This window comes from Dongia sp. P2_B8, assembly GCF_056404715.1.
In genome coordinates, this window is record NZ_JBFUDM010000003.1 from 1,330,804 (window position 1) to 1,349,285 (window position 18,482).

Annotated in this window: 17 protein-coding genes and 1 riboswitch; of the genes, 6 read left to right on the forward strand and 11 right to left on the reverse strand. The window is 61.9% G+C overall.

The window, feature by feature from the left end:
* Positions 1-101 precede the first annotated feature (101 nt).
* The 4 genes from AC1DWZ_RS13745 to blaOXA all read left to right on the forward strand — a co-directional run bounded on the left by AC1DWZ_RS13745 (position 102) and on the right by blaOXA (position 3,973).
* On the forward strand, positions 102-1,253 hold the full coding sequence (locus AC1DWZ_RS13745; RefSeq protein ID WP_477169466.1) for a type III PLP-dependent enzyme domain-containing protein: 1,152 nt from the start codon (positions 102-104) through the stop codon (positions 1,251-1,253).
* Positions 1,254-1,258: 5 nt separating this feature from the next.
* Entirely contained in the window at positions 1,259-2,101 is an 843-nt protein-coding gene (locus AC1DWZ_RS13750; protein ID WP_477169498.1) for an alpha/beta fold hydrolase, read from the forward strand.
* Positions 2,083-3,063 carry a YheT family hydrolase gene (locus tag AC1DWZ_RS13755; RefSeq protein WP_477169467.1) on the forward strand — a complete coding sequence of 327 codons (981 nt, stop codon included), beginning with the start codon at positions 2,083-2,085 and terminating at the stop codon, positions 3,061-3,063. Before AC1DWZ_RS13750 ends, AC1DWZ_RS13755 begins: the two co-directional genes overlap by 19 nt.
* Positions 3,064-3,190: 127 nt before the next feature.
* Positions 3,191-3,973, forward strand: coding sequence for a class D beta-lactamase (blaOXA, locus tag AC1DWZ_RS13760; RefSeq protein WP_477169499.1), 783 nt, complete (start codon positions 3,191-3,193; stop codon positions 3,971-3,973).
* A gap of 55 nt (positions 3,974-4,028) precedes the next feature.
* On the opposite strand, the gene hemB is transcribed toward blaOXA, so the two are convergent.
* From hemB to AC1DWZ_RS13785, 5 genes are all read right to left on the reverse strand, one after another.
* Entirely contained in the window at positions 4,029-5,063 is a 1,035-nt protein-coding gene (gene hemB / locus AC1DWZ_RS13765; RefSeq protein WP_477169468.1) for a porphobilinogen synthase, read from the reverse strand.
* A gap of 91 nt (positions 5,064-5,154) precedes the next feature.
* Positions 5,155-5,373, reverse strand: a complete 219-nt coding sequence (locus AC1DWZ_RS13770; protein ID WP_477169469.1) for a hypothetical protein — start codon at positions 5,371-5,373, stop codon at positions 5,155-5,157.
* A gap of 58 nt (positions 5,374-5,431) precedes the next feature.
* Positions 5,432-5,650 carry a hypothetical protein gene (locus tag AC1DWZ_RS13775; RefSeq protein ID WP_477169470.1) on the reverse strand — a complete coding sequence of 73 codons (219 nt, stop codon included), beginning with the start codon at positions 5,648-5,650 and terminating at the stop codon, positions 5,432-5,434.
* Between the two features lie 155 nt (positions 5,651-5,805).
* Positions 5,806-7,119, reverse strand: a complete 1,314-nt coding sequence (locus AC1DWZ_RS13780) for an O-acetylhomoserine aminocarboxypropyltransferase/cysteine synthase family protein (protein ID WP_477169471.1) — start codon at positions 7,117-7,119, stop codon at positions 5,806-5,808.
* A 24-nt stretch (positions 7,120-7,143) separates the two neighbouring features.
* Entirely contained in the window at positions 7,144-7,614 is a 471-nt protein-coding gene (locus AC1DWZ_RS13785; protein ID WP_477169472.1) for an OsmC family protein, read from the reverse strand.
* Between the two features lie 175 nt (positions 7,615-7,789).
* A riboswitch (SAM riboswitch) is annotated at positions 7,790-7,865 on the reverse strand.
* Positions 7,866-7,958: 93 nt separating this feature from the next.
* Here AC1DWZ_RS13785 and AC1DWZ_RS13790 point away from each other — a divergent pair.
* Together AC1DWZ_RS13790 and AC1DWZ_RS13795 are read left to right on the forward strand one after the other, a co-directional pair.
* Positions 7,959-8,984, forward strand: coding sequence for an enoyl-CoA hydratase/isomerase family protein (locus AC1DWZ_RS13790; RefSeq protein ID WP_477169473.1), 1,026 nt, complete (start codon positions 7,959-7,961; stop codon positions 8,982-8,984).
* Between the two features lie 162 nt (positions 8,985-9,146).
* Complete coding sequence (locus tag AC1DWZ_RS13795) at positions 9,147-9,602, forward strand: MarR family winged helix-turn-helix transcriptional regulator (RefSeq protein ID WP_477169474.1); 456 nt, start codon at positions 9,147-9,149, stop codon at positions 9,600-9,602.
* 19 nt (positions 9,603-9,621) lie between these two features.
* On the opposite strand, the gene AC1DWZ_RS13800 is transcribed toward AC1DWZ_RS13795, so the two are convergent.
* From AC1DWZ_RS13800 to AC1DWZ_RS13825, 6 genes are read right to left on the reverse strand one after another with little or no spacing between them, the layout of a single operon-like run.
* A complete protein-coding gene (locus tag AC1DWZ_RS13800; RefSeq protein ID WP_477169475.1) occupies positions 9,622-10,962 on the reverse strand; it encodes an aminotransferase class I/II-fold pyridoxal phosphate-dependent enzyme in 1,341 nt (446 codons plus the stop codon).
* An 18-nt stretch (positions 10,963-10,980) separates the two neighbouring features.
* Positions 10,981-12,036 carry a pseudaminic acid synthase gene (gene pseI / locus AC1DWZ_RS13805; protein WP_477169476.1) on the reverse strand — a complete coding sequence of 352 codons (1,056 nt, stop codon included), beginning with the start codon at positions 12,034-12,036 and terminating at the stop codon, positions 10,981-10,983.
* Positions 12,036-15,074, reverse strand: coding sequence for a UDP-2,4-diacetamido-2,4,6-trideoxy-beta-L-altropyranose hydrolase (pseG, locus tag AC1DWZ_RS13810; protein WP_477169477.1), 3,039 nt, complete (start codon positions 15,072-15,074; stop codon positions 12,036-12,038). Before pseG ends, pseI begins: the two co-directional genes overlap by 1 nt.
* The gene (locus tag AC1DWZ_RS13815; protein ID WP_477169478.1) at positions 15,071-15,778 is read right to left on the reverse strand and encodes an HAD family hydrolase; all 708 of its coding nucleotides are present in this window, start codon (positions 15,776-15,778) and stop codon (positions 15,071-15,073) included. The genes pseG and AC1DWZ_RS13815 overlap by 4 nt, the downstream gene beginning before the upstream one ends.
* Positions 15,775-16,593, reverse strand: a complete 819-nt coding sequence (locus tag AC1DWZ_RS13820; protein ID WP_477169479.1) for a class I SAM-dependent methyltransferase — start codon at positions 16,591-16,593, stop codon at positions 15,775-15,777. Before AC1DWZ_RS13820 ends, AC1DWZ_RS13815 begins: the two co-directional genes overlap by 4 nt.
* A gap of 15 nt (positions 16,594-16,608) precedes the next feature.
* Positions 16,609-17,988, reverse strand: a complete 1,380-nt coding sequence (locus tag AC1DWZ_RS13825; protein WP_477169480.1) for a surface carbohydrate biosynthesis protein — start codon at positions 17,986-17,988, stop codon at positions 16,609-16,611.
* Positions 17,989-18,482 lie beyond the last annotated feature (494 nt).

An 18,482-nucleotide genomic window follows, 5' to 3' on the forward strand; every position in this document is an offset into this window, starting at 1 on the left:
GGGGGGGCGGGTGACAACAGCAGGCCTATCGGCTAGAAGCCCCAAGTAAGGCCAGAGGGAAGGCTGGGAAAAGGCCGGAAGTTGAACCGCAGGAGCAGGGTATGATGAAGGAATTCGACAGCGTCCGCACCATGATCGAGACGCTGAAGCCCAGCTATCCCGTCTATTGCCTGCGGCCGGAGATTATCAACCAGGCGGCTGGGCGCTTCCTGGAACAGTTTCCGGGCCGGGTCCTTTACGCGGTCAAATGCAACCCACACCCCGAAGTGCTGCGGGCGTTGCACCGTGCCGGCATTCGCCATTTCGACACAGCCTCGCTCCCCGAAATCGCCCAGGTGCGTGAAAGCTTTCCGGACGCCGCCTGCTATTTCATGCATCCGGTGAAGGGCCGCGCCGTCATCAACACGGCAGCCAAGGTCTACGAGATCGATACCTATATCATCGATCATCCGAGCGAGCTCAATAAGATCCTGACGGAACTCGGTGGCGCCGAGGGCCTCACCATCTATGTGCGCCTGAAGACGCCGCCTGTCGATGGTGCCTTCTATCATCTGGCGTCCAAGTTCGGGGCCGAGGTGGATGCTGCCGCAGCGATGTTGCGTGATGCCGCGTCGCGCGGCTGCCGTGTCGGCTTGGCCTTCCATGTCGGATCGCAATGCCTGGTGCCCGGGGCTTATGCCGATGCGCTGCAGATCGTCGGCGAAGTGCTGGAGAAGGCCAAGGTCGATATCGTTGGCCTTGATGTTGGGGGCGGTTTCCCGGCCGAATATCTCGGTACCAACATGCCGCCCTTCGAGGATTTCATTCACGAGATTGAAGAGGGCGTCAAGAAGCTGAAGCTGCGCCGCGATTGCGTGCTGATGTGCGAACCCGGTCGCGCCCTGGTGGCACATGCGGTGTCGGTCATCACGCAGGTACAGCTACGTAAGGAAGACCAGCTTTATATCAATGATGGCGTCTATGGGTCGCTCTCCGAAACCGTCGATGCCGGCGTGAAATTGCCGGCGCGCGCGCATCGCCTGTCAGGTTCGTTCACGGGTGCGCCCAAGGATTTCATCCTCAACGGCCCCACTTGCGATTCTCTCGACGTGCTGCCCTCGACCTTCTCGCTGCCCTCCGACATCGACGAGGGCGATTGGATCGAGATCGACCGCGTCGGTGCCTATTCCAATGCGCTGGCGACACGGTTCAACGGCTTTGCCCCGGAAACCCTCGTCGTGGTCCACGATCAGCCGATCGGGGCGGTGCGTTGAGCGTGATGCGGGAGAAGCACTTCCTCGGCCGCAGCCCGGCCGGCTTTCACCGCGTTGCCTATACCGAATGGGGCGATCCAGCCGCGTCGCACGTGATCCTGTGCTGCCATGGCCTGACGCGCAACGGGCGCGATTTTGATGCGCTGGCAGCTGCGCTGTCGCAGCATGCCCGCGTGATCTGCCCGGACATCGTCGGGCGGGGTGCGAGCGATTGGTTGCGCGACCCGGTCTATTACGGCTATCCGCAATATTGTGCCGATATGGACGCGCTCATTGCGCGGCTCGATGTTGAGCAGCTGGATTGGGTCGGTACCTCGATGGGTGGCCTCATCGGCATGACCCTGGCAGCCCAGGCCGGCACGCCGATCCGCCGGCTGGTCGTCAATGACGTCGGACCGTTCATTCCGAAAGCTGCCCTGCTGCGCATTGCTGACTATGTCGGGCTCGACAATCGCTTCTCCTCCTTGGTCGCAATTGAGACGCATTTGCGCAAGGTACTGGCGCCGTTCGGCCCCCTGACCGATGCCCAATGGCAGCACCTCGTCGCCTATGGTCACCGCCAGCGACCGGACGGCACTTTCGGCCTCGCCTATGATCCAGCCATTGCCGGTAACGTAAAGAATGCGGTGCAGGATTGGGACCTGTGGGCAATTTGGGACCGGATCAAATGCCCCACCCTGGTCCTGCGGGGGGCCGAATCTGATCTCCTGTTGGGGGCGACAGCCCAGGAAATGACCCAGCGCGGCCCCAAAGCCCGGCTGGTGACCTGGGATGGCATGGGGCATGCACCGGCATTGATGGACCCGCAACAGATTGCCCTGTTACAGACATGGCTGACGGACAAGTAAGGATATTGGAGAAGATCGATCTGCCGCCATTCCGGCCCCTGCCGTTGTGGCGCGGTGGCGATCTGCAGACTCTGCGCAACTGGATCCGTCCGCCCAAGGACGATCTCGACCGGTGGCCTGGCGAGGGGCACGTTATCACCTGCAATGATGGCAGCGGCGATCGGCTGATCGCCAAGCTGCATCACCCGGCACAGGCGGGCAAGCGTCCGCTGGTACTGCTCGTCCACGGCCTCTCTGGCAGCGAGGACAGCTATTATATTCGCGTCAGTGCCAGCCATCTGCTGGCGGCGGGCTATCCTGTCATGCGGCTAAATTTGCGTGGTGCCGGCCCCGGCCGCGACTTTGCCAAGGCGACCTATCATGCCGGGCGTAGCGAGGACATCGCATCGGCGCTGGCTGGCATAGATGCGAAGGTCAAGCGCCATGGCGTGCTTGCGGTCGGCTTTTCGCTGGGCGGCAATGTGCTGCTGAAGTATCTGGGCGAGGCGGAAGGGGCTGCCGCTGCCGATCTGCTGGGCGCCGTCAGCATCTCGGCGCCGATCGATCTCCGGGCCACGGCGCATTGCATCACCTCGAAGCGCAACCGGCTTTATCACGCTCATCTCATCGACGGCATGCGCACCGAGCGTGGCCTTGCCGCGAAGGATATCCGCACCATCACCGAATATGACAATCGCATCGTGGCGCCGGAGAATGGCTATCGTGATGCCGAGGAATATTATGCCGAATGCTCAGCTTCGCGTCGGCTGGGTGGTGTACGCGTGCCGACCATGATCATCCATGCATCGGATGATCCATGGATTCCAGTCGCCTCCTACGGCCAGGTGAAGTGGGATGACAATCCCTATCTGCAGTTGAAGCTGCCGGTCTCCGGCGGCCATGTCGGGTTCCATGGCCTGGGCCTCGACCGGCCGTGGTACGATATGGCAATCCTGCGCTTCCTGGATGTCCTCAGGCACTAGACGCACTGAACACGCGTTCGTCCTGTTCTCGCCTTAATTTTGCCCAGACCTCTCACTATCGATGGCGCCCTTCGCACTATTTTTCGAGGGGACGAATTTGTTCAAAAAGTTTGCGGTCGCGGCAGCCTTGTCGCTGGCGGGTTTCATCGCGGCGGCATCTGCGCAGGCAGATGGCGGCTGTTCATTGCTGGTAGATGCTGCAGGCGGCGCAGTGCTGTCACGGACCGGCGATTGCGATAGAGCGGTGACGCCGGCATCGACGTTCAAAGTGGCTCTGGCGGTGATGGGGTTTGATTCCGGTATCCTGGTCGATGCTGAAAACCCGGCCTGGCCGTTTAAGCAGGGTTATGCGGATTGGATGGAGAATTGGAAAACGACCGTCACGCCACGTTACTGGCTCGACAAGTCCGTGGTCTGGTATAGCCAGGAACTGACCAAGAAGCTGGGGGTGGCGCGCTTCCAGAGCTATGTCGACGCTTTCGATTACGGCAATAAGGATCTCATTGGTGATCCCGGTAAGAGTAATGGACTCACCAATGCGTGGCTGAGATCATCCTTGAAAATCTCGCCGCTCGAGCAGGCGCAGTTTCTCGATAAACTGCTCAATCGCAAATTGGGCGTGTCGGATAAGGCCTATGACATGACCTATGAGGCCATGCCCAAAACCACATTGGCGAATGGCTGGATCGTCTCCGGCAAGACCGGAACCAGTTTTCTGACCAATGCCGATGGCACGGCGGATCAGCAGAAGCGCCAACTTGGCTGGTATGTCGGCTGGGCGGAGAAGGGTGCACGCAAGATCATCTTCGTGCACCTCATCGAAGATCAGAAGAAGCAAGAGACTTTTGCCGGCATGCGCGCGAAGGCGGAACTGCTGAAGCTGTTGCCGGGCGAGCTGAACGGGTTGTAGGGCACCCTCTATCTCGTCATCCCCTCAAGCCCGGGGATGACGAAATGGGATACGTTCAACTCTTTGCCAACCGCTCCGCCATCTCGATGGCGGAATAGGTGAGGATGCCGTCGGCGCCAGCGCGCTTGAAGCAGAGCAGGCTCTCGAGGACGACACGGTCATTGTCGAGCCAGCCATTCTGTGCCGCGGCCTTGATCATCGAATATTCGCCGGACACCTGGTAGGCGAAGGTCGGCATCTTGAAGGCCTCCTTTACGCGCCAGATGATGTCGAGATAGGGCAGGCCGGGTTTCACCATCAGCATGTCGGCGCCCTCGGCGACATCGAGCGCGCATTCACGCAGCGCCTCGTCGCCATTGGCGCTGTCCATCTGGTAGGTTCGCTTGTCGCCTTTGCCGAGTGACGATTTCGAACCGACCGCGTCGCGGAACGGGCCATAGAAGCCGCTGGCATATTTGGCGGCATAGGACATGATCTTCACACGCTGGAAGCCCGCGGCGTCGAGCGCATCGCGCACGCGGCCAATGCGGCCATCCATCATGTCGGAGGGGCCCACGATATCGACGCCGGCTTCGGCCTGCGCGATGCTTTGGCGGATGAGCACGTCAATCGTTTCATCGTTGAGGATCTCGCCGCCCTTCATCAGCCCGTCATGGCCATGGTCGGTATAGGGATCGAGGGCGACGTCGCAGAGGATCCCGACCTCCGGCACTGCCTTCTTGAGAGCGGCCACCGCCCGGTTGCACAGATTGTCGGCGCGATAGGCTTCCTCGGCTCCTGGCGTCTTTTTGTCTTTCGGAACGACGGGAAAGAGGGCCATGACCGGAATGCCGAGCTTCGCTGCCTTCTCGGCGGCTTTCAGCAGGGCTGGGATGGTCAGCCGGTCGACTCCGGGCATGGAGGGGACAGCTTCGCGGGCCGGGCCGCCTTCCTTGACGAAGACCGGCCAGATGAGATCGTTGGCAGTGAGGGCATTTTCCGCGACCAGCCTGCGCGACCAATCCTCCTGCCGGTTGCGGCGCATCCGGATGCGCGGGAACTGGCCGAAGGGCTGGCGCTTGGCGTGGCTGTCGTGGCTGTGCTCAGTCATCTGGCGGCTGCTCGGTCGCTATGGGGATACCGTCGGATACAACGGCGCAGCCCTCAGCGCAATGGACGACACGCCGCAGCCGGCGGACCGCTTACGCGCGCTGCAGGCGGTCCCTGATCTGCGAGAAGCCGGTTTTGGCAATGTCGGCCTGGATCTGGGCCAAGGGCTTGCCCAGCGAAACGATCAGCCGTTCCGGGGCGCCCTGTTGCTGCAGCTTCCACTTATCCTTCTTGGCGTCGAAGCTGGCAGGCTGGGCCTGGGTCGGGAAAACCATGTATTCGGCGTTTCGCCGATAGATGTCGTACAGCATGTTCGTTCCTTACGGGATCAAGCCCGGGTTTCAGACCGGCGCCATCACATTGGCCCTATTACATTGGCCTGGCGACATGCTTGACGGCCACTGTCGTCATGCCGTTCTGGGTGATTTCCCGGTCGATCTGGCTGATGGGCTTGGTGCTGTGGGCCAGGACCTGAGTATTTACCCCCATATGCAGCCTTTTCCAGCCGCTGAGGTTCATGTCTGAGGGTGGCTTGCCGGATTCGAACACCAGCATCAAATTATCGCGCCGATAGATATCGTAACGCATGATCGCACCTTTCAAGGTTGATCGCGCATATACGCTGCAATGCACCCAACTAGCGAGTCTAATCGCGCGAATCGGGGCAGAAACCGCCCTTTTGCACCAACATCCCCAGCTATCCCCGGGCCGGTGGCAGCCAGCCCGGGGATATGGGTGGAGTCTTACTCCGCGGCCTTTGCGGTGCCGCTTGCTGCATCCAGGGCCTGGGTAATATCGGCCAGAATGTCGTCGATATGCTCAATGCCGATGGCGAGGCGCACATAGCTGTCCGAGACGCCGCTGGCGATCTGCTCGTCGGGATTGAGCTGCGAGTGCGTGGTCGAGGCCGGATGGATGGCAAGGCTCCGCGCATCGCCGATATTGGCGACGTGATAGAGCAGCTTCAGTGAATCGATGAAGCGACGGCCGGCATCGAGGCCGCCCTTGATCTCGAACCCGACGAGCCCGCCATAGCCGCCTTTCAAATAGGCATCGGCCCGGCGCTTGTCTTCGCCGGTGGCGCGGCTGGGATGGATGACCTTGGTCACCGCCGGATGGCCGTTGAGATAATCGGCCACGGCCTGCGTGTTCTTCACATGCTCGCGCATGCGCAGCGGCAGCGTTTCCAGACCCTGGATGAACAGGAAGGCGTTGAAGGGGCTCATCGCCGAGCCAAGATCGCGCAGCAGGGTGACACGCGCCTTGATGATATAGGCGATAGGGCCGAGCGGCTTCACAGCCTGAGTCCAGACGGCACCATGATAGGATGGGTCCGGCTGGTTGAGGCCGGGGAAGCGTGCGGCATTGGCCTCCCAATCGAAATTGCCGCCATCGACGATCGCACCGCCGATCGAGGTGCCGTGGCCGCCGATATATTTCGTGGTCGAATAGACAACGATCGCAGCACCATGATCGAACGGCCGGCAGAGGATCGGCGCTGCCGTATTATCCATGATCAGCGGCACGCCGAGTTTGCGGCCGATATCGGCTACCTCCTTGATCGGGAAGACGCGCAGCTTCGGGTTGGGCAGGGTCTCGGCGTAATAGGCGCGGGTCTTGGCGTCGGTGGCCTTGGCGAAGGCTTCCGGGTCTTTGGGATCGACGAAGCGGACTTCGATGCCCTGGTCCTTCAGCGTGTTGGCAAAGAGATTCCAGGTACCGCCATAAAGATCGGTCGAGGAGACGATATTGTCGCCGACCTTGGCGATGTTCTGGATCGCAAAGGCCGAGGCCGCCTGGCCTGAGGAGACCGCAAGTGCCGCCACGCCACCTTCGAGTGCCGCCAGGCGCTCTTCGAGCACCGCGGTGGTCGGGTTCATGATGCGGGTATAGATGTTGCCAAAGCGCTTCAGGCCAAAGAGGTCGGCTGCATGCGCTGAATCATCGAACTGATAGGACGTCGTCTGGTAGATCGGCACAGCCACCGCATTGGTGGCGCTGTCGCGGCGGTGGCCAGCGTGGAGCACGATCGTTTCGGGATGTTTGCTAATGGTCATTTCACGTCTCCGATGTGTGACTTGTCAGGCAGCTAGTGAATTATTGTCCCGTAAATTTATGGAAATCTCAAGCCGGGTGGGCGTGACGTTTCTGAGCAGATCCAACACGGGATCATGCCGTTCGACTGTGATGCGCAGGCGCTCCAAAGCGTAGATATCTGCCGGGCTGGACAATCGCGCCTCTGCGCGGACATTGCTTGGGCCGGGTCGCACACCCTCGGCCGCTGCGGCGATGCCATTGAGATCCAAGCCCGCTTCGATGCGGATTTCAACATTATTGAGCGGGATGTCCAGGGCGGCGGCAAACCGGCGGTAGCTGGCGGCAAGGCTGCCTGCCAGGGCTTCCAGGACCCGTTGCACATGGTCGAGTTCCGGCCGCCTGGCATGGTCGACCTCTGCACCGGCGCGCGCTTTCAGGGTGACCTGGGCGCAATGTGGGCTGCGCCGGATTTCGTCCTGCAGCTGGGGAATCGTGGTGTCGGTCGGGGTGGTCATCGCAAAAGCCTCCTCAAGGCAGTAGATCCGCCCGGGGCCAAGGCAATACAGCGCTTTAGCTCTTGGTGACGCGGTGCAAGCTGCCCCTCAAATCCCGCGGGTCCGTTGCTGGTGGACCGGGCCAAAACGACAAAACCCGCCGCGTCAGGGACGGGCGGGCAGCCAAAACACAGGTTTCATGCCGAAACCGCGCTTTAGCTGCATTTATAACGCGCCCGCAAGCTGAGCTTCAAATCGGCGCGGCCGGAGAATGATCCGGGGTGGGGTGGGTTGTCAAGTTGGCTTGACGAGGCGGCTCACATGGCCGATGAGTCCCGCCCCTTTCCCCAGCAGCCGGCCGGATCATGAGCGAATTTCAAGACGTCCTGTTTTCCATCGAGAATGGCCATGGCCGGATCGTGCTCAACCGCCCCCAGGCGATGAACGCGCTGACGCTCGACATGATCGACGCCATCGCCGCCCAGCTGGCGGCCTGGGAAATGCGCGTAGATATCAAGGCCATCATCATCACCGGCGCCGGCGACAAGGCGTTCTGTGCGGGTGGCGATATCAAGGCCGTGCATGCAGCCAAGCAGCGCGGTGATCTCGGGATGCTCGAGGATTTCTACCGCCGCGAATACACACTCAACCACCGCCTGGCGACGTATGCCAAGCCGATCATCGCGGTGATGGATGGCGTCGTCATGGGCGGCGGGGCAGGGATTGCCTTCAACTGCTCGCATCCCGTGGTGACCCACAAAACCGTCTTTGCCATGCCGGAATGCCGCATTGGCCTGTTTCCGGATGTGGGTGCCGGGCATTTCCTCAATCGCTGCACCCCGGCGCTGGGATTGGCGCTGGGCCTGGTCGGCCTGGCACTGCGCGGGCCTGGAATCGTCCGCATCGGCCTTGCCCGGCATTTCGTGGCCAGTGCGCGTGTGGCTGAAATCGGCATCGATACGCTGGATGCGCTCAATCTGCGGGTCGATACCGCGGGGATCGAGCAGATGCTGCCCGACATTGAGCGTGTCTTCAGCCTGAACACGCTTGATGAAATCATGACCGTGCTCGCCGCACGGCGCGATAGCTGGGCGGTGGAAACACTGAAGGCGCTGGGCAGCTTCTCGCCGATGAGCCTTCGGGTGACGTTCGCCCATCTGACCCGGGCGCGCGGCCAGAAGCTTGCTGACGTGCTCAAGACCGAGTTCCGGCTGTCCCAGCATTTCATGGCCGGCCATGACTTTTTCGAGGGCGTCCGTGCCCAGCTGATCGACAAGGACCATGCCCCCAAATGGCGGCCGGCGGACCTTGCTTCCGTCACCCCGGCGATGGTCGAGGCCTGCTTTGCCCCGGTCCCGGGGGTCAAGGATTGGGCGGTACAGGCCCATTAAAAGCTGGCCCGGGCGTGGCTAAATGCCCGGACCGCCGGGAAAATGCCGGATCGGCCGTTTAGCGGACTGGCGCGGGATTAACCATTGCTTTACGATGGGCAGCTAGCTTGAGACCGAATCGCGACCGTTTTTGGCGTGATTCTGCGCTATTGGGGATTAGCGGTGAAAAAAGCCTATTTGGAAACTATTGCGCTGGTTGAGCGCTTGCATCGCGAATGCCTTGAAGTGATCAAGGCCGATCTTGATCGGCAGGGCATCCGGGATCTCAACAACGTTCAGGCGATGATCTTGTTCAACATCGGCAGCGACGTGCTGTCGGTTGGCGAACTCACGAACCGGGGCTATTACCTCGGTTCGAACGTCTCCTACAACGTCAAGAAGATGGTCGAGAACGGCTATCTCATCCAGGAGCGCTCGCCCCATGACCGGCGTGCAGTCCATGTCCGCTTGTCGGAAAAGGCCCTGGCTGTCGTCCAGAAGATGCATGACATGTATGACAAGCATCTCCAGGCGCTGAATTCAGAAACCTTCAAGGATGGCGAACTCGATGGGGTCAACCTGACCCTGCGCCGTCTGGAGCGTTTCTGGGCCGCCTCAATGGACTACGCCCCCCGCTAGAAGGCCGGCGGTTAGGCCGTCAGGCCTTCCGAATGAAGTGAATGTCCTGGAACTGACGGCGGAATGCCGTCACGTTCTCTTTGACGCGTTCCGGCGTCTCGTTCCCGATCAGCACCCGTGCGGTGAGCCGGGCTATCGTTGCCATGTCCGATGGCGTGAAACCCCAGCGCGTGATCTCCTGCGTACCGATGCGGATGCCGTTGGCATCGCCCGGGACCTCAGGCAATGGCAGGCCGATACTGGTGAACAGGATATTGGCGGGCTCGATCCGTGCACTCGCTGCATTGCCGCCGCCATAGGGGGCCGCGTTCACTGCGACATGCTGTGATGTGGTGAACTGGTCGCGGCCCGTTGGCCTGAAGACGGCGATCCCTTCGGCATCCAGCGCCGCTGCCAGTGCCTGGGCATTGGCAATGCAGGCCCGCGCATAGGCAGGGCCGAATGCCAGCAAATCCATCACCGCGACGATCATCGCTGCCGTCCGCCCAAGATCGAAATTGGCCGTGAGGCCGGGGAAGGCGATACGGTCGAGGCGCTCGGCCAGTTCCGGCGAATTGGTGAGGATCATGCCAGATGCCGGACCACCGAAGGATTTGTAGGTCGACCCGGTCATCAGATCAGCGCCCTCGACGAGCGGCTGCTGGAAACAGCCGCCGGCAATGAGCCCACCCATATGCGCCGCGTCATAGAGAACATAGGCGCCGACTTCATCGGCCACATCGCGCACGGCTTTGAGGTTGTAGGGGAAGAGGCACATGCTGCCGGCGACGATGATCAGCTTGGGCCGGATGCGTTTGGCCGCATCGAGCAAGGCGTCGGCATCGACATCCATTCGCGCGACATCGAAAGGCACGTCATGGACCTTGAGGCCATAGAGTCCGGCAGCGCCAATCGCATGATGGGTCGGATGACCGGCGGCCGCGTCCGAGAAGGCCATGATCGCATCGCCGGGCTGGCAGGTCGCCATATAGGTATAAAGATTGGCGAGCGATCCACTGCCCACGCGATGCTCGGCAAAGCGCGCATTGAAGAGGCGCTTCAAGAGCGTGGTGAGCATGATCTCCAGCTGCTCGGCGTGGACCATGCCCTTATTGTACTTGGCGCCCGGATGGCCAAGATTGGGCCTGCTGCCGATGGTGGAGGCGAGGAGCGCCGAGCCGCGTGGATTGGGGATGTTGGTGCCGGCGTAAAGATTGATGCAGTCGCGGTCGACCAGCTGCTCGTGGGCAGCAATCAGCCGATGAGCTTCGGCATCCAGGCCGTCGAGATCCATGGCAGCGTAGCGCGCGGCATGGGTGTCAATAAAGGCTGAGGCGGCCGCCGGAATCCAAGGCGATGACGAAGCACTGGAATCCGGCATGGGCAACCTTTCAGGTTTCTAGTTGGTGGCGGCCAGCATGGTCCAATCGACTGCTGTGCCACGCTTGAGATCGCGTGCGGCACGGCGGCCGACTACGTCGGGCAGGTGCTTGGGCGCAAGGCCCTTGCCCGGCCGGATCGAGCGGACATTCTCCGGCCCGATCATCTCGCCGGCCATCACGTCCTTGACGATGTAGAGAGAACGGCGCAGCGGCCGGATGCCGGCCTCGGAGGCGCTGGGACCGTAATGCACCGAGCCCACGGCTTCCCAGGCGACGTTGATCGCCTCGATCATCTGCGTCAGTTCCGGAGGCTCCAGGCTGAAGGCGGAATCGACCCCACCGTCGGCGCGGGCGAGGGTGAAATGTTTCTCGACCAAAGCCGAGCCCAAGGCGGTTGCCGCGACAGGCACGGCCGTGCCCATCGTGTGATCAGACAGGCCGACCACGCAATCGAACATCTCCGTGAGATGCGGAATGGTCTTGAGATAGCTCTCCGCCGGTGGGGTCGGATAGCCGCTGGTGCATTTCAAGAGGATGAGTTCCTTGCAGCCCGCGCCCCGCGCGGCGGCCACGGCATCGGCGATCTCGCCAAGTTCGGAGGCTCCGGTCGACATGATCATCGGCTTGCCGGTCCTGGCCACATATTGGATCAGCGGAATGTCGCAGAGTTCCAGCGAGGCGATCTTGTAGGCGGCTGCCCCCAGCTGCTCCAGCATGTCGACCGCCGTATGATCGAAGGGCGAACTGAAGACGGATATGCCGAGCTCACGGCCAAGAGCAAACAGCGGCTCATGCCATTCCCAGGGCATCGCCGCTTCCTTGTAGAGGTCAAAGAGGCGCGCGCCATCCCACAGGCCGCCCTTGACGCGGAAGTCGGGGCCATCATGGTCGATGGTGATGGTGTCGGCCCGGTAGCTCTGCAGCTTCAAGGCGTCGGCGCCGGCCTTCTTGGCTTCGCGCAGGATGTCCTTGGCGCGCTCCAGGCTGCCATTGTGATTGGCCGATAGTTCGGCGATGACATAAGGCGGTCGGTCGCGCCCGATCTCTCGTCCGGCAATGGTAACGCGCTGCATTAGGCCTCCTTGCGCTGGGGCGGGTAGGAATGGAAATATCCGTCCGCCGCCAAGCTGTATTCTGCGCGAATGAAAAGCGCCAGTGAAGCTAAGTTATCTGGCAGGATTTTGGCATAAAAATGAGCCCCCGGGGCGAGTTGTCGCGCCGCCCGCAAAAGGGAGGCGGCGATACCCTGGCGATGGTGGGACGTCGCGGTCGCGATCGAGATCAGATATTCCGGGCGGCCATTGTCCTCACCGATCCAATCGAGGCGGACATAGGCGCAAGGCTCGCCTTCGACCTCGGCAATGAGAAACCAGTCCGCCACCGATGACAGGCGCTCATAGAGCCAATGATGGTGTTCTTCCATGGACGGGATGGCCGGGTTCAAGGCGTAGCGCCGCGTCTCTGGCGCGCGCTGCCAATCCATCAGGCGGCCCTCGTCGCTGGCCTCGACAATGCGCATATGCAGTGAACGGCCATTGGGCAGGGTCAGGGGGCGCAGAAGAGCTACCACGATCCGCTGCGCACCGCGGCCGTCGCACAGGCTGGCCGCGGCCCGGGCCATGGTGTGGAGACGCGCTGGCGCCCGGCAAAGGTCGGCGAGTGCCTCGCGCAGCGCTGCCGCAACCGCCTCCCGCTTTTCATCGGTGAGGAAGCCGGCGACCAGGCCGGCGCCGGCTTCCGCCACGATGGCGGCATTGGCGCGCTGGTTTTCGGCAACGCCGATCAACAGGGTGGGAAGGCCGAGGCAGCCACGCTCCCAGGTCGATGTTCCTGGGGCGCCGATGATGAGATCGGCTGTGCTCATCAATCCCGCCATGTCAGCAACGTCAGTCCACAACTGGACGCGTTTGCCCATTTTGGCGACCTGCTGCCGCACGGCGGCAATGTGTGGTGCCTGGCTGCCGAGGACGACATCGATCGCCAGGTCCGGCTCGGTGCCCAGAACATCCAGGGCAAGGCCCGTCCCATCGAGCGGATCGACCCCGCCAAAGGCGACCATGACCCGGCGCAGGGATCCACCGCCTGCTTGTTCCGTCACTGATTGCAGTTGCGTCGGCCGGCGCGCGGGAAATTGCTGGCGAAGCAAAGCGGCATCGGCGCCGAGCAGGCACAGTGCCGGCCGCGCGTTCAAGGGGCGATAGCGCGCAGCAGGAATGCCCGGGGTCGGATTGATGATAAGATCGGCATCCATGGTGCGATTGACGAGATCGTCGAAATAGACAATGCGGCTGGCAAATTCGCGCGCCTGCGTCGCAAAGCTCTGCGGGATGTCGTAATCATCTATGACCAATGCATCGCAATGCCCGACCGAGGCACCGATTTGCCTTGCATGCGCCGCCGGATCGGTGCCCTCGAGGCGGATCAGTGCCTGCGACGGCACATTGCTGCCGAGAAAGGCGATGGTCTGTGCATCGGTCGCCCAATAGCAGCGCCAGCCCAGGGCTTCCACGCGGTCCTGCAGCGCGTTACAGCGCATGGCGTGACCCAGGCCGATCTGCGCATTGGCCTTGAAGCGGAACACGATCACGGCTGCCGCCTTGTCGTTGGCCATCGCCGATTTGGCCCGGTGCCCGGCATTGGCAAGCGCCAGGTCGGGCTGCTGGCCGATCTGCGACAAAACTTCCTGCCAGGGCGGGATGCGGTCGCGCGGTAATTCGGCAAACAGCCGCGTGAAAAATTCCAGATCGCCGGGATAGTCCAATGTCCAGCGCTGCTGGTTGGCCGGCCAGCCGGGACCGACCACATTGGTACGCTGCAGGTCCGGGTTGCGCCGCAGCCACGGCGTCACATGCTCGCGGTCATAGGTTTCCGTGGCATCACTCGCAGCATGTTCAAGCGCCGCGCGGGTGAAGGCTTCACAATCCAGGCCATGGGGAAACAGGCGCGGCATGTTATTGGACGCGTAATCGGCCCGGGTGTCCGCCCGCGCTTTGATGACGGCAGCACACAGGGCCGGGTCGATCAGCGGGCAGTCACTGGTGACGCGCAGGATAACATCGGCATCGACTGCGCGTGCCGCACCCAGATAGCGACCGAGCACATCGTGTTCGTCGCCTCTGAAGACAATGGCGCCGGCGGATTCCGCCAAGGTGACGATCTCGTCATCGGCCGGCAGGGTCGTGGTGGCGACCACCACCATGTCGGCATTCTCCACCATGCGTAGGCGTCCGATGACATGCTCCAGCACGGTCCGGTCGCCGAGTTTTTGCAGGACTTTTCCGGGCAGGCGGGACGAGCCTTTGCGTGCCTGCACGATGATCGCCGTTCGCGGCTGCCGGGGTGGCATGATGACGTGCTGCGGCCGCTGATCGTCCGACGTTTGCAGGCTCCGCTCGTTGACGAACATTTGCAGCAAAGCAAGCGTCAGCGGGGTCGTCGTCTGCTGGTTCGCGGCGAGGAAACGGGCGATGCCGTCAAGCGGCAGGATTTCGATGCTCTCATATTCGCCGCTGGCATTGCGTGCGGAAGCTTCCTGAATCTGCGGCCAGGACAATGAAGTATGGACTCGGAAGCAGACATCGAACACTTGGCTTTCAACGTCACTGACGATGGCGAGCGGCTGCAGGTCCGTGACAGGACCGGAATCGATACCGACCTCCTCGCGCAGCTCCTGCATCAGCTGCCGGTGCAGGCTGATATTGTTGTTGTTATCCAGGGTCGTCAGGTCGACCGACCCGGAGGGCGCGAGTTCGCCCAGGCCCGGGAACTGGTAGACCGATTTGCTGCGGCGCCCGATCACGATTCCATCCTGGCAGAATAGCAGACCGGTCACCGCCAGCGGACGCACTTGCGACCATTTGAAAATCGACGTGTCGCGCGATTGCGCCAGCAGCCAGCGATAGTCGGCGCGCCGTCCGATGATGCTGTTGCCCTGGATCGACGCCACCGACACGATTTCGCCATCGAAGAGATGGGCACCGCGCCGCTGCGTTTCCTCATGCCAGATCGTCTTGGCGAGATTGTCGACTTCAGCCGGAATGTTGAGCGGCCCGGCCGTCAAGCGGCAGGTAGGGTTCTCGCTGATCCTGACCAATGAAACCGGGTGCTTCAATCTTGCCTCGAGGATGCAAAACGTTGCTGCAGATAGGCGAGCGCAGCGGACAGATGCGCAGCGTCATAATCGGCTGATACCGGACTATCGACCGGCGGATGCGTGCCGGTCAACCGGATGACGGCAAGACCCGCGCGGCGGGCAGATGTCACGCCTGACTCTGAATCCTCGATTACGATGCAATTCTGCGGTGCGACCCCGAGATGCTCGACCAGCATCTGATAGATTGCTGGGTCCGGCTTGCCGCGTTCGCACAGATCGGCGCCGATGATGCAATCGATCTGGGCATCGAGGGCGTGGCGCGTCAGCCAGTCCGCGATGAGATTGCTGCGGCTTGCCGACCCGATGCCGACCCGCCAGCCTTGTCGTTTGGCCCAGGCGATGATCTCGTGCGTGCCCTCCAGGGCCGCGGCTGTCGGCACGGTCGTTTCGATGGTCCGCCAATATCGCCGCCATAGCTGGGCAGCATCCTGATCCGGCGCATAGCGTCGGGAGAGGTCGGTGATCAGCTGAAACAGATTGGCGCCATTGACTTGGGCAAAAGTCGGTGCCGTCGCAGTGGCTCCGATGCTGCGCAGGAAGCTGGCATAGGTCTCCTGCAGCACGGGCAGCGTGTCGGCGATGGTGCCGTCGAAATCCAGCAGCAGGGCCCGGCGCGCGGACATATCGTTGCCGGTACCCGGCCCGGCCGCCGTTCCGGTCATGGTCTCTGGCACAGGACCAGGCGATTCTGCCCGATCGGGCCAAGGTCCTGCCCAAGGCCATTGGTCAGTTCCAGATTGAGCGTGGCCGCAGCCTCGATCAACGGGTGGTCATAATCGACCGTGCCGCCATTGGTCATCGGCAGCAGGACGTAAAGCAGCAGGTCGTGGAGCGTGCTGATGTTCCGGGTCTCGAGGACACTGAGGCCGATCTCGCCGGCGAGGCGCTCGATCTTGCCATCGGCGATGAAGGTATTGAAGACGTCGATGGGCCGGTCCGGCAGGTTGACCGCCAAGCGCAACCGGCTTTGCCGGGCCCGCGCTTCGGCAGAGTTCTCGATCGTTGCCAGAAGCCCGCGCGGCCCCAGCAATCGCGCCATGGCCCGGTAGGCCTGCTGCTGCAGATCCCAGCTATTGAGGTTGATCAGGCAGCGGTCGGTCAGGATGACGTCGAAGGGGCCAGCGACATTGTCGAGCTCCAGCGCATTGCCGACCTGATAGGTGAGGCGCGCCGGGTCGATGCCGTCTTCTGCCTGCCGTTGCCGGGCGGCCTCAATCATCTCCGGGATATAGTCGATTCCGGTCACATGGCTGTCGGGGAATTGCTGGGCGATCCAGCTGCAATTGAAACCATTGCCGCAGCCCACCTCAAGGATGCGCAAAGGGCGCCCGAATTCGGTGGCAGCCCGCCGGACAATCTGGTCGATGCAGCCGATTTCCAGCATCTTGGCCGTACGGCCCTTGGTCGTGGCGCGGAGGTCCTTGCCAAATGACCGGGCCCAGCTCTGCCAATGCTGCTGGATGTCATCGAGGGTCATCACAATGGAAAGTCCTTAGGCAACGGCGCTGCGCACAAGTCGATGCAAATGGGTCGACATGCTGATCTTTTTTTCCGTCAAGAGGGCGACTTTCGATCCGCAGGTGTAGATGCAGGGATCGACGCTGATGCCCAACGCGCCGGCAATGCGGCGCAGGCGGTCCATGATCTTGGCATGGTCGAAGTCCGGGAACAGAATGCCGCGGACATTCTTGTCCTTCAGGCTCCATTGGTAATTCCAATTCGGCCGCCAATTGCTTGTCGTATCGCTGGGGCTGTCCATGCAGGATCGCGCCGCGAGGGCATGATCGAGATAGTCGACAATGGTCTCGGCGCCCATGCGGTTGGGGTTGTAGCTCATGCTCTCGGCGAACTCGCGGCGCATCTCGTCGGTATAGGCGAGGGGCCGCGTGCCGGCGACGTGGGCCAGCAGCATCTCAGTCGCTTCGTCGACGGTATGAGCAACGGGGTTGACGCGGTTGGCGAGATAACGGCTGACGACCGGGCTCTGTGTTGCCATGACACAGAGGGCAGGATGGTCGAGGGCGACGGCTTCGACACCCGTCGTGCAATTGGTGTGGATGAGGGCGTCAGACGCCAGGATCCAGGGAATGGAGGCACCCTCGCGCACCACCGACAGGCGCGGCATGCCCCGGAAATGCTCCAGCCAGGTTTCGATCCGCTCAGAGGGATGCGGCCGCAGCACGATCGACATGTCCGGCAACTGCTGGAGCAGATGCTCGATGATTTTGACCGCGGCCTGATGATTGTCGCGTTCCATCATCAGGTAATTGTCGATGAACTGCCGCTGGGTAGGGTTGTTGAGGTCGAGTTTGCCCTGGCGGAACTGCTCCTGGACCATGAACTCGGCTGGCCCCTTGTCGGAGTTGGTCCAGCCGAAATTCGTGTTCACGAGCAGGAAGCGGCCGAACCGCTGGCGGATCGCATCGATATCCTGCTGGTGCATGCTGCGCATTTCCGGGCGCAACAGGTCCCAGCGCGGATTAAGCGTCCTATGCACGCGGTCGGCGGCAAACGGAAACCGGGTTTTCATGGCCGAGCTGTTGGTCTCCCCGCCGATGAAAATGGCATCGGCGAAGCGGACGGCATCATCGGCAATCCAGCGCAGTTCGTCGGGCTTTGCCACCAGACCAGGGACTTCCTCTTCGATGGCGGCGACGGTGTAGCCCAATTCCTTCACCCGCATCATAGTCCGGGCGTCGCGTTGCGTCAGGCTTTTGGACATGTAGATGCCGGGTGGCATGGCCTCGACATTGCGCTCGATTAACCACTTTTGCCCCAGGACGACCTCAAAGCCGCGCTGCATGGCCAGGACCGCCAGTAACAGCCGCGAATCCAGTTCACGGGATGCAATCTCCATCGGCAGGTAAAGCATGCGGCGCAACCCACAGGATGAATTGTGTGCGCCAGCCGCAGATGATGGTGATGTGGTAGACAAAAACAATTCCCTTTGTTTTCGCGCTCTTAGCGACCGTCCGGTCATATCCGAGGCGGCCGTGCCTGCAACAATATAGCTGCCATGATTCGCTCAACTTGTCCCAATTGCGACGGTGCGGTCACAGGGGAGCGATCCCGCGGCCGGACTATTTACCGTGAGAGTGACGGCGACCGCAATTGTTGTGAGCAAACCCAAGAATATGACGAAATTGACGCCGCAATGCTGCACTGCACTGTGGGTGCCCAGCCTACTTTTCAGCCCAGCCCGCTTCTCCGCCCGGCCTGCGCCTCAGATCATCTTTTTGAGGGAATTGGCATCGAGCCATTGGGTGTTGATGTCGCTGGCGAAGCGGAAGCCTTCCGGGACCTTGGGCGCACCGTCCTGGGCGAAGGAGCGGCGCTGCCAATAGGTGAAGACCGGCTCGATGACAT